12 protein-coding genes are annotated in these 12,732 nt (G+C 72.2%); 3 read left to right on the top strand and 9 right to left on the bottom strand.

Annotated features, from left to right (window positions below; all coding sequences use genetic code 11):
• Positions 1-47 precede the first annotated feature (47 nt).
• From DSC45_RS10175 to DSC45_RS10160, 4 genes are all read right to left on the bottom strand, one after another.
• The gene (locus tag DSC45_RS10175) at positions 48-1,076 is read right to left on the bottom strand and encodes a 6-phosphofructokinase (protein ID WP_119289323.1); all 1,029 of its coding nucleotides are present in this window, start codon (positions 1,074-1,076) and stop codon (positions 48-50) included.
• 134 nt (positions 1,077-1,210) lie between these two features.
• Positions 1,211-1,873 (bottom strand): response regulator, encoded by a 663-nt coding sequence (locus DSC45_RS10170; protein ID WP_119289913.1) that lies wholly within the window; start codon positions 1,871-1,873, stop codon positions 1,211-1,213.
• 158 nt (positions 1,874-2,031) lie between these two features.
• On the bottom strand, positions 2,032-3,261 hold the full coding sequence (locus tag DSC45_RS10165; protein ID WP_119289321.1) for a MacS family sensor histidine kinase: 1,230 nt from the start codon (positions 3,259-3,261) through the stop codon (positions 2,032-2,034).
• A gap of 70 nt (positions 3,262-3,331) precedes the next feature.
• Positions 3,332-4,114, bottom strand: a complete 783-nt coding sequence (locus DSC45_RS10160; RefSeq protein WP_240434582.1) for a lysophospholipid acyltransferase family protein — start codon at positions 4,112-4,114, stop codon at positions 3,332-3,334.
• 196 nt (positions 4,115-4,310) lie between these two features.
• Here DSC45_RS10160 and DSC45_RS10155 point away from each other — a divergent pair, with 196 nt between their 5' ends.
• From DSC45_RS10155 to DSC45_RS10145, 3 genes are all read left to right on the top strand, one after another.
• Positions 4,311-5,102 carry an alpha/beta hydrolase gene (locus DSC45_RS10155; protein ID WP_119289319.1) on the top strand — a complete coding sequence of 264 codons (792 nt, stop codon included), beginning with the start codon at positions 4,311-4,313 and terminating at the stop codon, positions 5,100-5,102.
• The gene (locus tag DSC45_RS10150; protein ID WP_119289318.1) at positions 5,095-5,784 is read left to right on the top strand and encodes a hypothetical protein; all 690 of its coding nucleotides are present in this window, start codon (positions 5,095-5,097) and stop codon (positions 5,782-5,784) included. The genes DSC45_RS10155 and DSC45_RS10150 overlap by 8 nt, the downstream gene beginning before the upstream one ends.
• 153 nt (positions 5,785-5,937) lie before the next feature.
• The gene (locus DSC45_RS10145; protein WP_119289316.1) at positions 5,938-8,133 is read left to right on the top strand and encodes a terpene synthase family protein; all 2,196 of its coding nucleotides are present in this window, start codon (positions 5,938-5,940) and stop codon (positions 8,131-8,133) included.
• 29 nt (positions 8,134-8,162) lie between these two features.
• On the opposite strand, the gene DSC45_RS10140 is transcribed toward DSC45_RS10145, so the two are convergent.
• The 5 genes from DSC45_RS10140 to DSC45_RS10120 form a co-directional block, all read right to left on the bottom strand.
• Positions 8,163-8,855: an endonuclease/exonuclease/phosphatase family protein gene (locus DSC45_RS10140; RefSeq protein WP_119289314.1), complete on the bottom strand. Its 693-nt coding sequence runs from the start codon at positions 8,853-8,855 to the stop codon at positions 8,163-8,165.
• Between the two features lie 283 nt (positions 8,856-9,138).
• Positions 9,139-10,080: an ROK family glucokinase gene (locus tag DSC45_RS10135; RefSeq protein ID WP_119289312.1), complete on the bottom strand. Its 942-nt coding sequence runs from the start codon at positions 10,078-10,080 to the stop codon at positions 9,139-9,141.
• Between the two features lie 55 nt (positions 10,081-10,135).
• Positions 10,136-10,561, bottom strand: a complete 426-nt coding sequence (locus tag DSC45_RS10130) for a DUF5304 domain-containing protein (RefSeq protein WP_119289310.1) — start codon at positions 10,559-10,561, stop codon at positions 10,136-10,138.
• A 177-nt stretch (positions 10,562-10,738) separates the two neighbouring features.
• The gene (locus DSC45_RS10125) at positions 10,739-11,917 is read right to left on the bottom strand and encodes an ArsA family ATPase (protein ID WP_119289307.1); all 1,179 of its coding nucleotides are present in this window, start codon (positions 11,915-11,917) and stop codon (positions 10,739-10,741) included.
• A 150-nt stretch (positions 11,918-12,067) separates the two neighbouring features.
• Complete coding sequence (locus DSC45_RS10120; RefSeq protein ID WP_119289306.1) at positions 12,068-12,547, bottom strand: SRPBCC family protein; 480 nt, start codon at positions 12,545-12,547, stop codon at positions 12,068-12,070.
• Positions 12,548-12,732: the final 185 nt, after the last annotated feature.

Genomic DNA, 12,732 nt, shown 5'->3' with positions numbered 1-12,732 from the left:
GGGCGGACGGACGGGCCGGCGGGCCGACGGGCCGACGGGCCGACGGATCAGCCGAAGAAGACGCCGACCTCCTCGTACAGCTCGGGGTCCACCGTCTTCAGGCGGGCGGTGGCGTCGGCGATCGGCACCCGCACGATGTCGGTGCCGCGCAGCGCGACCATCTTCCCGAAGTCCCCGTCGCGCACCGCCTCGATGGCGTGCAGGCCGAAGCGGGTGGCGAGCCAGCGGTCGAAGGCGCTCGGGGTGCCGCCTCGCTGCACATGGCCGAGCACCGTCGTACGGGCCTCCTTTCCGGTGCGGTCCTCGATCTGCTTGGCCAGCCACTCGCCGACGCCGGAGAGCCGGACGTGACCGTAGGAATCGAGCGAGCCGTCCTTGAGCACCACGTCGCCGTCGCGTGGCATCGCCCCTTCGGCGATCACCACGATCGGTGCGTACGAGGCGCGGAATCGCGAGTTGACCCAGGCGCAGACCTGGTCGACGTCGAAGCGCTGTTCCGGGATGAGGATCGCGTTGGCTCCGCCGGCCAGACCCGAGTGCAGGGCGATCCAGCCCGCGTGCCGGCCCATCACCTCGACGACCAGGACCCGCATGTGGGACTCGGCCGTGGTGTGCAGCCGGTCGATGGCCTCGGTGGCGATGCCGACCGCGGTGTCGAAGCCGAAGGTGTAGTCGGTTGCCGAGAGGTCGTTGTCGATGGTCTTGGGTACGCCGACGACGTGGACGCCGTACTCGTCGTCGAGGCGGGCTGCGACGCCCAGGGTGTCCTCGCCGCCGATCACGATCAGGGCGTCGACCTCGGACTTGGCGAGGTTCTCCTTGATCCGGCGGATGCCGTCTCGCTCCTTGAGGGGGTTGGTCCGCGAGGAGCCGAGGATGGTGCCGCCGCGCGGCAGGATGCCGCGCACCGACGGGATGCCGAGAGGCACCGCGTCACCCTCGAGCGGTCCCCGCCAGCCGTCCCTGAAGCCGATGAATGAGTAGTCGTACTCCTGCACGCCCTTGCGGACGATGCCCCGGATGACGGCGTTGAGCCCAGGGCAGTCGCCTCCTCCGGTCAGTACTCCGACCCGCATGGAATCATCCCTTCACCACATGGCTGTGTGCGGCCACGCTAATGGTGATCCAGGTCACTCCGGGATGGTCGGGACGTCAATTCCCTTGAAAGAAGCAGGTGTTGATCTCCTGCTTCCCCCGGGTTGCCTCCGGGTCAGCGGGACTCCGGAGGCTCCTCGTCGAGGCCGCGCTCGATGGCGTAGCGGACCAGCTCGACCCGATTGTGCAGCTGGAGCTTGCCGAGGGTGTTCTGGACGTGGTTCTGCACGGTGCGGTGGGAGATCACCAGGCGCTCGGCGATCTGCTTGTAGCTCAGGCCCTTGGCGACCAGGCGGAGCACCTCCGTCTCCCGGTCGGTGAGCTGCGGGGCCAGGGGCTCGTCCGCGGTCGCCGGGGCTGGTTCGGAGGCGAGCCTGCGGTACTCGCCGAGGACCAGGCCCGCGAGACCCGGCGTGAACACGGGGTCTCCGTCGGCCGTCCGGCGCACGGCGTCGATCAGTTCCTCGGTGGAGGCCGATTTGACCAGGTACCCGGTGGCCCCGGACTTGACCGCCTCCAGAACGTCGGCGTGCTCGCCGCTGGCCGAGAGGACCAGGACGCGCAGAGCCGGGTCGGTGCCGACCAGTTCCTTGCAGACCTGGACCCCGGGCTTGGCGGGCAGGTTGAGATCGAGGACGAGGACGTCGGGTGCTGCCGCCCGGGCCCTGCGCACCGCCTGCTCGCCGTCGCCCGCGGTGGCGACGACCTCGAAGCCGGGCTCGGCGCCGAGGTCGCGGGCGACGGCGTCCCGCCACATCGGGTGGTCGTCGACCACCATGACCTTGATGGGGGCGGGGCCGCCGCTCCGCCGCGCTTCCGCCTGCTCGCCGTCCGGTGCGTCGGCGGCGTCCGTCGGCCTCCCGTCGCCTCCTTCGTCCGGCGCCTTCCTACGGTCCGCTCCGTCCGTCCGTGGTCCCACGGTGTCGCCAGGGCCTGTCATCGTGCCGCCTTCCCCCGCTTGTCGTCCTGCTTCGGTGTCTTGAGCTCGACCTCGGTGCCCTGCCCCGGCATCGAGACCAGGTCGGCCGTACCGCCGATGTCCCGGAGCCTGCCGCGGATCGACTGGGCCACACCCAGGCGGCCCTCCCCCTCCGCCTGCGCGAGCCGGCCGTCCGGGATGCCGGGGCCGTCGTCGCGCACCGTCACGATCACCTCGTCCGGCCAGTCCTCGACCAGGATCCAGGCTCGGGCCTCGTCCCCCACGTGCTGCCGCACATTGTCCAGGGCCGCACCGACAGCGGCGGCCAGTTCACGTGCGGCGTGCGCGGGGAGCAGGACCGGGGCGCCCGGTTCGGAGAGAGTGACCCGCGAACCGGCGTACGGGGTGAGCAGACTCCGCAGGTCACGGGGACCGTCCGACGCGCCGCCGGATTCGGGGTGCTCGGGATCGTCGACCTCGCGGACCAGCGCACCCTGCGAGGCGTCGTCGCTGGCGCGGGACACCGGGATCACACCGCCGGCCACCAGGCTGCGCAGGGCGACCTCCTGGTCCCCAGCCATCCGGCCGAGTTCCGCGGCCTCGCCGCCGATCTGGGCGCCTCGGCGCTGCACCATGGACAGGACCTGGAGCACGCTGTCGTGGATGTCGCGGGCGAGCCGTTCGCGCTCGCGGGTCGCGGCTTCGATCTCCAGCGCCCTGGCCAGGGTCCGCTCCGATGCGCGGGCCACCTCGACGACGTAGCCGATGGCGATGGAGGCGACCCAGACCAGGAGCACGTTGTGCACGACGTCCTGGCTCGGTGCGCCGCGCTGGACCAGGTTGGCCATGGCGACCAGCGAGGAGGCCACGGCCGCCCAGCGCCAGCCGCCCTTGACGGCGAAGGCCAGGACGGCACCCGCGGTCCAGATGGACGGCAGGGTCGGCCCGTCGCCCTCGGTGGTGTCGGCGAGCGGGGTCAGGAGTATGCCGGTGAGGGCGACGGTGAGGTCGGCGGCCAGGAAGCGCCGGGTGCAGCTGGCCGCGTTGGCCACTCTCGGCAGGGTGGCGACGGTCCAGACGGCGAGCACCGCGAGGAACGCGTAGCCGATCCAGGGTCGCTCGTAGTCCGCGCGGCCGTGCACGAACAGCGCGGCCGCGTACAGCATCGTCAGTACGCGGTAGGCGCTCAGGGCACGCCACAGCGGCAGCTCCACGGACATCCGCAGCACCTGTTCGCGTCGGGCCATCTCCCCCACCTCGCTTCCGCCGGTACCGCGTGCCCTCGCGGAGGGCGTGCGCGGCCGGAAACCTGTCGTCCTAACCGGGTACGGACCGGTCCGTCGTCCCACCCTCGTCCGCCGGCCCCGGCCGGTCCACCGGCCCCTGGCCGTCGGCCTTGCGGGCCTTCTCCAGCTCCGCCCGCTTCTTGGCCGCGTCCGCGATCTGCCGCTTCGCCGCCGTCGCGTAGATGTCGACGTACTCCTGGCCGGAGAGCTTCATGATCTCGTACATCACCTCGTCGGTGACCGAGCGCAGGATGAAACGGTCGCCCTCGAGCCCCTGGTACCGGCTGAAGTCCAGGGGCTCGCCGATCCTGATCCCCGGGCGCATCAGCTTGGGTACGGCCTTGCCGGGCGGCTGGATCTTCTCGGTGTCGATCATCGCGACCGGGACGACCGGTGCGCCGGTGGCGAGGGCCACGCGCGCGAGGCCACCGGGTTTGCCGCGGTAGAGACGGCCGTCGGGCGAGCGGGTGCCTTCCGGGTAGATGCCGAAGAGTTCGCCGCGTTCGAGTACCGAGATGCCGCTGCGGATGGCGGCCTCACCGGCGCCGCGCCCGCCGGAGCGGTCTACCGGGAGCTGTCCGACGCCCTTGAAGAAGGCGGCCGTGAGCCTGCCCTTGACCCCCGGCGACGTGAAGTACTCCGCCTTGGCGATGAACGTGATCTTCCGGTCGAGGACCGCGGGCAGGAAGAAGGAGTCCGAGAACGAGAGGTGGTTGCTCGCGAGGATCGCCGACCCCTCGGCAGGGACGTTCTCGAGGCCCTCCACCCAGGGCCTGAAGACAGTCTTCAGGGACCCGCCGACGGTCAGCTTCATCACGCCGTAGATCAACGCAGGTGCCTTTCTGTTCCGTCGAACAGACCCTATCCCTTGGCACCGCAGCGCTCCTGGGCACCGCGGCCTCCTGCGGCCCTGGTCGGTGTCGGTCCGGTCGCGTACGGTGAAGTACGCCTCCGCAGTGCGCTCCCCCCGCGAGGCACCCCGTCCCCTCTCCACGAACAGGAGACCGAAGGTGCCGGTCCTCCCCGGAGCCGAGCCGTACCGCCACGAGGGCGGCGAGATCGGCGTGCTCCTCTGTCACGGCTTCACCGGCTCGCCCCAGTCGATGCGCCCCTGGGCCGAGTACCTCGCCGAGCGCGGCCTGACCGTCTCGCTGCCGCTGCTGCCGGGGCACGGCACCCGCTGGCAGGACCTGCAGATCACCGGCTGGCAGGACTGGTACGCGGAGGTGGACCGCGAGCTGCGGGCCCTGCTCGACCGCTGCACCCGCGTCTTCGTCTTCGGACTCTCGATGGGCGGAGCCCTGGCCCTGCGACTGGCCGCCAAGCACGGCAGCGACGTCCAGGGCATCGTCGTGGTCAATCCGGCGAACAAGGTGCACGGCCTGGCCGCCCACGCCCTGCCGGTCGCCCGGCACCTCGTGCGGACCACCAAGGGCATCGCGAGCGACATCGCCAAGGAGACCGGCGTCGAGATCGGGTACGAGCGGGTGCCGCTGCATGCGGCCCATTCGCTGCGCCGCTTCTTCCGGCTCGTCGACTCCGAACTGCCCCAGGTGACCCAGCCGCTGCTGCTCCTGCACAGTCCGCAGGACCATGTGGTGCCGCCCGCCGACTCGGCGCGCGTGCTGAGCCGGGTCTCCTCCACGGACGTCACCGAGACCCTGCTGGAACAGAGCTTCCATGTCGCGACGTTGGACCACGACGCGGACCGGATCTTCGAGGACAGCTACGCCTTCGTGACCGGGCTCGCCCCGAGTGCGGACAAGGCTGCGGACAAGGAAGGGGCCTCGACCGGTGACTGAGCACGACGCGGACCGCGACCGAAGCCGCGAGGAGAAGGACGGCGCCGAGGAAGCGGCGGCCACGGACGAGGCCCTGGTGCCCGAGACGGCCGGCGGCCCTCCCCAGGATCCCGAAGGACCGTCCGAGGAAGCGCCCCGCAGCCTCGACGAGGACGAGGTCTGGGCCGAGATCGTCGCGGGGTACGGCGAGGAGCCGCCGGACCCGCCCGGCGCCAAGCCCTTCAAGTCGATCGAGGACCTCGCAGGTCTGGTCGCCGAGGCGACGGGCAAGGACACGCCGCCCGCCGGCGAGCCCGAGGCCGACACCGACGGCGAGCGGGACGAAGGCAGCTCCGCCGGCGCCGTCGGCGGCTCGATCGCCTTCGCACCGGGCGTCGGACCACGCGACTACAGCCCGAGCCGGCCGGCGCAGGACGAGCCCGAGACGGACGACGAGGGGCACTTCGTGCCGCCGGAGCCGCCGCCGCTGCCCAGCGCGGACACCACCGCGAGGTTCGCGTGGCTGGCCGTGCTCGGCGGGCCGTTGCTCCTGCTGCTCGCGATCCTGCTCGGCTGGCCGATGACGTGGTGGCTGGCCACCCTCAGCATCGGCGGGTTCCTCGGCGGATTCGCGACGCTCGTCGCCCGGATGAAGGACGACGACGAGGAGGACGAGGACCCGGGGCGCGGCGCGGTGGTCTGAGGCGTGCGGGGCCGCGGCGCGCGGACGACTCGACACCCCGGTCCCCGAACAGTCACGCCGCCGGTGTGACTATTCGGGGACCGGGGTGCGCCGTACGGGCGACGGGTAGAGCTGGGCCGTATCCGACCCGCTCACCGTGAAAGGCCCTGGTGCATGGCGCAGCCCTTCGAGCTCCCGGACTTCTATGTGCCGTATCCGGCACGTCTGAACCCCCATGTCGAGTCCGCCCGGCGGCACACCCGGGCATGGGCCCACCGGATGGAGATGCTGGAGGGCTCCGGCATCTGGGACGCACGCGATCTGGAGGCGCACGACTACGCGCTCCTGTGCGCGTACACCCATCCCGACTGCGACGCCGAGACCCTGGCGCTCGTCACCGACTGGTACGTGTGGGTCTTCTTCTTCGACGACCACTTCCTGGAGCTCTTCAAGCGCACCCAGGACCGCGAGGGCGCGAAGCGCTATCTGGACCGGCTGCCCGCGTTCATGCCCACCGGCCTGCCGGCCGACGGCGCGGCCCCGGAACCGACCAATCCGGTCGAGGCCGGTCTCGCCGATCTGTGGGCGCGTACGGTGCCCGCGATGTCCGGCGGCTGGCGCGAGCGCTTCGCCGAGGCCACCGAGAACCTGCTGCGCGAGTCGATGTGGGAGCTGTCCAACATCAACGAGGGCCGGATCGCCAACCCGGTCGAGTACATCGAGATGCGCCGCAAGGTCGGCGGCGCCCCGTGGTCGGCGGGGCTCGTGGAGTACGCGGCCCGGGCCGAGGTGCCTGACCGGGTCGCGGACGCCCGGCCGCTGCGCGTACTGCGGGACGCCTTCAGCGACGCGGTACATCTGCGCAACGACCTCTTCTCGTACCAGCGCGAGGTCGAGGACGAGGGCGAGAACAGCAATGGTGTGCTGGTCCTGGAGCGTTTCCTCGGCTGCTCCACCCAGGAGGCCGCCGAGTCCGTGAACGATCTGCTCACCTCCCGGCTGCAGCAGTTCGAGCACACGGCGCTCACCGAACTCGGGCCGCTGTGCGCCGAGTCGGGGCTCGACCTGGCGGAGGCCACCGCGGTCGGCGCGTATGTGAAGGGCCTGCAGGACTGGCAGTCGGGCGGCCACGAGTGGCATCTGCGCTCGAGCCGGTACATGAACGAACACGCGGAAGGGTCCGGTACGCCGTCCATCGCGGGCGGGATCCGGCTGACGCCGCGCTCCGAGACGGCCCGGCTCCGCCGGCACAGCCACGTCCCGTACCAGCGGGTCGGCCCGGGCCGGTTGCCCGACTTCGAGATGCCGTTCCGCACCACGCTCAGTCCGCATCTGCCGGGTGCCCGCCTGCGGTGTGTCGACTGGGGCGAGCGGATGGGCATGCTGCGCGCGCAGCCCGGGATGCCGCACTCGGACATCTGGGACCAGCGCAGACTCGCCGGATTCGACTTCCCGCTGTGCGCCGCGGGCCTGCATCCGGACGCCACACCCGAGGCCCTCGACCTGGCCTCGCACTGGTTGACCTGGGGGACGTACGGGGACGACTGGTTCCCGGTGGTGCACGGCCATGCGCGGGATCTGGCGGGTGCCCGCGCGGCGAACGAACGCCTGTCGCTGTTCATGCCGCTCGACGGCGAGCCGGTGCCGGAACCGGCCGATGCCCTCGAGCGCGGTCTCGCCGACCTGTGGGCGCGTACCGCCGGCCCGATGCGGCCGCGCGACCGTGCCGAATTCCGCCGGGCCGTGGAGGAGATGACCGCGAGCTGGCTGTGGGAGCTGGCCAATCAGGCGGCGCACCGGATCCCCGACCCGGTCGACTACATCGAGATGCGGCGCTACACCTTCGGCTCCGACATGACCATGTGGCTGGCCCGGCTCCAGCACGGCGGCCTGATCCCGGACGAGGTGTACCGCAGCGGCCCGCTGCGCTCCCTGGAGCACTCGGCGCAGGACTACGCGGCGTTGCTCAACGACCTGTTCTCGTACCGGAAGGAGATCGAGTACGAGGGCGAGGTGCACAACGCGGTCCTCGTCGTGGAGAACTTCTTCGGGATGGACCACCCGACGGCGGTGGGGGTCGTGGCGGATCTGATGAACGCGCGGATGCGGCAGTTCCAGCACGTGGCGCGGCACGAACTCCCGGTCCTGTACGACGACTTCGACCTGGACGAGGAGACGGTGGTCGTCCTCGAGGCACATGTGCACGAGCTGGAGAACTGGATGGCGGGGATCCTCACCTGGCACCGCGGCTGCCGCCGCTACCGGGAGGAGGACCTGCGTCAGGGGACCGGCGGGGCGCCCTGGCGGCTCGAGGGACCGCGCGGGCTCGGCACCGAGGCGGCACGGATCGGGGCGCTGATGACGCGGTAGCCGGGCGGGAGGTGCCGGCCCGCCGGGGCTCAGGCGGCCGGCACCCGCAGCGCGGTGAGGACCGGCAGGTGATCGGTGGCCGCCAACAGGTCCTCGGCGTCCACACCCGGCAGATCGAGGGGCACTCCGCAGCCGAGCACCTCGATCCCTTGGGTGGCGAAGACGGCGTCGATGCGCTGGTGGGGATCGGCGGGCGTCGAGGTGTACTCGGCGCCCCACGGCCGTACCGCCCAGCAGTCCTGCAGCTGTCCGGCCAGGCGCCGGAAGGTGCGGCCGGTGGGACGCTCGTTGATGTCACCGCCCGCGAGGGCGTGCGGCACACCGAGGGCCGCGAGCCGGTCGAGAAGCATTCCTCCCTGCGCGTACCGCTCGTCCTTCTGCAGCGAGAGATGGCAGCTCACCACGCCGAGACGGGCGCCGCCGAAGCGGACCACTGCGGTGGCGAAGCCGCGCCGGTGCAGTCCGGGCGTGAGCGGGAGGAGCACATCCTCGGTGCGCTCCACGGTGGCGCGCAGCGAGCAGAGCAGCGCGGGCCCCGACGCGGTGGCACCGCCGGAGAGCACGACCAGACCGGAGGTTCTGGCGAGCCGGGCGAGGTGCTTGCGCCAGCGGAAGAATCGCGGCGCCTCCTGGACGAGGACGAGGTCGGGCGCACAGGCGGTGATCACCCGGGCGAGCGCCGCGGTGTCGTCGCGCATCGAGCGGATGTTGTAGCTGAGCACCCGGACGACGGCCGAACCGCCTTGTTCCGTACGGGAGTCGGGAAGATCTGTACGGGAGTCCGGGAGCTGTGCAAGGGACTCGGGGAGCTCTGCACGGGGGTCGGAAGGCACGCGGATCAGGCTAGCCCGCGGACTCCCCCACTCCACATACCGCAACGCAGCCCGACCGACCGCAACGCGCATCGATCGACCGCAACGCGCCCCGACACATGGCGCCTTCACCACGCAACACAGTGCCCGGCCGCTCCAGGACGGAGCGGCCGGGCACCGGGTTCTGCCGTGGTCAGCCCTGCCGGGCGAGGTCCGCGGCGCCCACCAGGCCCGCGCGGTTGCCCAGTTGAGCCGCGAGCACCTGTGCGTGCGGGCGCCAGGCGCCGCCGATCAGCCAGCGGCGGAACGACTTGCGGATCGGGTCGAGCACCAGGTCGCCCTCGTCCGAGACACCGCCTCCGACGATGAAGGCGGACGGGTCGAACAGCGAGGCCAGATCGGCCAGTCCGGCGCCGGCCCACCGGGCCAGCTCACGGAACGAGTCGATGGCCACCGGGTCGCCGTCACGGGCCGCGGCCGAGACGTGCTTGCCCTTGATGCCCTCCGGAGTGCCGTCACCCAGCGAGAGCAGCAACTCGGCTTCCTTGGGCGTGGCTTGGGCGCGCTGATGGGCGTAGCGCAGGAGCGCGCGGCCCGAGGCGTACTGCTCCCAGCAGCCCTGGCTGCCGCAGCCGCACAGCAGACCGTCCGGCACCACCCTGATGTGGCCGAACTCCGCGGCCACGCCGAAGCGTCCGCGGCGGAGCTTGTTGCCGATGATGATGCCGCCGCCGAGGCCGGTGCCGAGCGTGATGCAGATGACGTCCTCGTGGCCCTGACCGGCACCGAAGCGGTACTCGCCCCAGGCGGCCGCGTTGGCGTCGTTCTCCACGACGACCGGCACCCCGACGCGCTGCTCGACCTTGTCCTTGAGCGGCTCGTGACGCCAGTCGATGTTGGGCGCGAAGAGCACGGTGGCGCGCTTGTCGTCGACGTATCCGGCCGCGCCGATGCCGACGGCCTCGATGTCCTGGCCCTCGCCGGCCGCCGCGACGGCGGCGCAGATCGCGTCGACGATGCCTTCGGCGGTCGGCGGAGTCGGCACGGTGTGGGTGTCGAGGATGGTGCCCTCCTCGTCGACCACTCCTGCCGCGATCTTCGTACCGCCGATGTCGACGCCGATGGTGAGTCCCATTAGTCCCTCAGTTTTCGGTCGAGCCCCGCTGCGCCCACCTTAACCGAGGAGGCCCTCAGTCCAGGTCGATGTGTTCATTTGTTGAAGGCCCGTTGTCCTCGGGGCCGTCGGTCCAACGGCGCTCCTGGCCCTCCACGGCCGACCGGTAGGCGGCGAGCAGTTCGGAGCCGGCCGCCGCGAGGTGGTCGAACACGTCCGGATTGCGCTCGATGACCGGTTCCACCGCGGCCTTGGCCTGATCGATGAACTGCTGCACGGCGCCCTGGGCGGCGAATCCGGCGAGCGGACCCTGTACCCCGCCGAGCTTGTCGGCGACCGCGTCGACGAGACGGCGCAGCTCTTCGGCTGCGGATCCCGGCGGGGTGCCGTACTCCTGCCGGCGCCGGGCCTTCTCGGCGGCGAGATCCTCGGCGCAGGCCTTGGCCCACGCGTCGTCGTCGACGGCCTCACGCGGATCGGGAACGTTACGGGCGCCACCCATGCCGTCGGGGCTAGGGGGGAGCTCGGTGTCACTCATGACGGGCTCCTGCGGGCTGAGGGAGACGGTGCACGACCGCGTACGGCCTGCGAAGCGCTGGTACGGATCGGCGAACCGCTGGTACCACTCGACGTTACCCGAACGGCGGTATCCCGTTCACGTCCTGCCCGCACGAACCAGTCAGGTGCCGCGCGGCCACAGATCCGGATCGGGAGCGAAGCGGACGCACAGTTCGCCCTCGCGCAGTCCCGCGCCCGCCACCGTGCACCGGCGCAGGGCCGCGGGCAGATCCAGGATCCGCCGGAACCGGCCCGCTGTGACCAGGAGTTCGTCGCCCTTGCGGACCAGGTCGAGTTCCTCGCGTACGGCACCGGGCAGCGGGAGGTGCCAGACCAGAACGCCGTCGTCGGCGAGGCGGTCGACGATCCGAGGGGCCGAGGGGCCGGCCTCGGCGGGAGCGGGCAGGCCGAGCGCCGCGAGGTCGTCGCCGCCGCGGGGGTCGTGGCCCAGGTGCGGGACGCGGTGCACGGCGGGACCGCCGTCCGCCTCCCACTCGGCGAGCGTCTTGGCCTGCTGGGCGGCCAGCGAGGCGAGCCAGGGGTCGGCGGACCCGGCGGACCGCTCGGGAACGGTGCGGTTCGCCACCAGGGACTCGACCGCGAGTCCGTGCAGGGCCAGACCGAGGCGGGCTCCGCATATCGCTTCGGCGCCGGCCGGTCCCGGTTCGGCGACCAGGCGTACCGCGGTCCCGGGGGCCTGGATCAGGGCCTGTACGGCCGAGAGGTGCTCGGCCCAGCGGGCGGCCGCGCCGAACAGCCACTGGGCGGGCATCGGCACACCGGCGAGCTGGGCGAGTACCGGGCGCAGTGCCCGGGCGGCCTGCCGTTCCTGCGGCAGCACCCGCTCCAGGTAGCGGCGCAGGCGTTCCGGGAGCGCGAGCAGTTCCAGGGCGCGGTCCGCGGACGGCAGATCCGCCACGATCAGGTCGTACGGGCCGGCGGCGGCCTCCCGCAGGGCGCCGAGCAGGGCGAACTCTTCGGCGCCCGGCAGTTCGGTGAGCTCCTCCTCGTCCAGGCGCCGGGCTCCGAACGCGTCGAGGGCCGGGCCCGCGCGGTGCTGCAGGGCGAAGACCTCGGCGCGGAAGCGGGCGCCCGGGTCGACGCGGCGGGCGTCGAGCCCCGGCGCCGCCTCGGCGCCGCCCGGCCCGGTAGCCGCACCGAGCGCCGCACCCAGGCCGTCCTCGCGGTCGGCGGAGAGGACCAGCGTGCGGTGGCCCTCGCGGGCGGCCGCGAGGGCGGTGGCCGCGGCGACGCTGGAGCGGCCGGATCCGGCGGTGCCGGTGACGAGAAGGGTGCGCATGCCATGAACGGTACGGGAGCGCGCTGCCGTCAACTCCTGTAGGCGGACGGCGTCCTGGCGCCGGGCGGCGTCTGGCCGGACATCGTCGTAGCGGCCGCGCCCTCCCGGACCCGGCCGACGGCCGGAGGCGTCCGTGGAGCGGCCGTCAGGTCACTCGGTGGGCTTGCCCTCGCCCGTGGCATCCCCCGCGGGCTCGTCCCCGGACTCCACCCGCTTCTTCAGGCCGGCCAAGGCGCGGTCGATGATGACCTTCTCGGCCTTGCGCTTGATCATGCCGAGCATCGGGATCTTGACGTCGACCGTGAGCTGGTACGTCACCTCGGTGCCCTGGCCCGCGGGGGCGAGCCGGTAGGAGCCCTCGAGGGCGCGGAGCATCTGGGACTTCACCAGGGTCCAGCTGACCTCGTTCGCCCCGGTCCAGGTGTACGCGAGGGTCTGGTCGTCCTTGATCGCGCCGGCGTCCATCACCAGGCGGACCTGCTCGGCCCGGCCCTGGTCGTCGGAGGCCAGTACCTCTGCCTCCTTCACCTCGCCGGTCCAGTCGGGGTAGCGGGCGAAGTCGGCGATCACTCCCATGACATCGGCCGGCGCCGCCTCGATCGTGATGCTCGAGCTGGTGTGTTCCGCCATCGCCGTGGCTCCTCCAGTGCGGTCCTGCGGGGGTAGTGGATGGCGTGGGCCTAGGGCTTGTCCGGCCGCCGGGGTCCGCCGCGTGCAGGCTACCGGCTGAGGCCGCGCCGACGTGCGCCGCCCGCCGGGTCACGGCCTGCCGGTCGCCGCCACCGGGCGCCGTCCGTCGGCCCGGCGGGTGGCGC

It is taken from the genome of Streptomyces sp. YIM 130001, from assembly GCF_003574445.1.
GTDB lineage: Bacteria > Actinomycetota > Actinomycetes > Streptomycetales > Streptomycetaceae > Streptomyces.
The sequence above is the reverse complement of the archived record's forward strand: the minus strand, read 5'-3'. Positions and strand labels throughout refer to the sequence as shown.

Excerpts from the sequence above, each read along its gene's own strand:
- DSC45_RS10175 (WP_119289323.1), bottom strand. The coding sequence starts at position 1,076 with ATGCGGGTCGGAGTACTGACCGGAGGAGGCGACTGCCCTGGGCTCAAC.
- DSC45_RS10170 (WP_119289913.1), bottom strand. The coding sequence starts at position 1,873 with ATGGTGGTCGACGACCACCCGATGTGGCGGGACGCCGTCGCCCGCGAC.
- DSC45_RS10165 (WP_119289321.1), bottom strand. The coding sequence starts at position 3,261 with ATGGCCCGACGCGAACAGGTGCTGCGGATGTCCGTGGAGCTGCCGCTG.
- DSC45_RS10160 (WP_240434582.1), bottom strand. The coding sequence starts at position 4,114 with ATGAAGCTGACCGTCGGCGGGTCCCTGAAGACTGTCTTCAGGCCCTGG.
- DSC45_RS10145 (WP_119289316.1), top strand. The coding sequence starts at position 5,938 with ATGGCGCAGCCCTTCGAGCTCCCGGACTTCTATGTGCCGTATCCGGCA.
- DSC45_RS10135 (WP_119289312.1), bottom strand. The coding sequence starts at position 10,080 with ATGGGACTCACCATCGGCGTCGACATCGGCGGTACGAAGATCGCGGCA.
- DSC45_RS10130 (WP_119289310.1), bottom strand. The coding sequence starts at position 10,561 with ATGGGTGGCGCCCGTAACGTTCCCGATCCGCGTGAGGCCGTCGACGAC.
- DSC45_RS10125 (WP_119289307.1), bottom strand. The coding sequence starts at position 11,917 with ATGCGCACCCTTCTCGTCACCGGCACCGCCGGATCCGGCCGCTCCAGC.
- DSC45_RS10120 (WP_119289306.1), bottom strand. The coding sequence starts at position 12,547 with ATGGCGGAACACACCAGCTCGAGCATCACGATCGAGGCGGCGCCGGCC.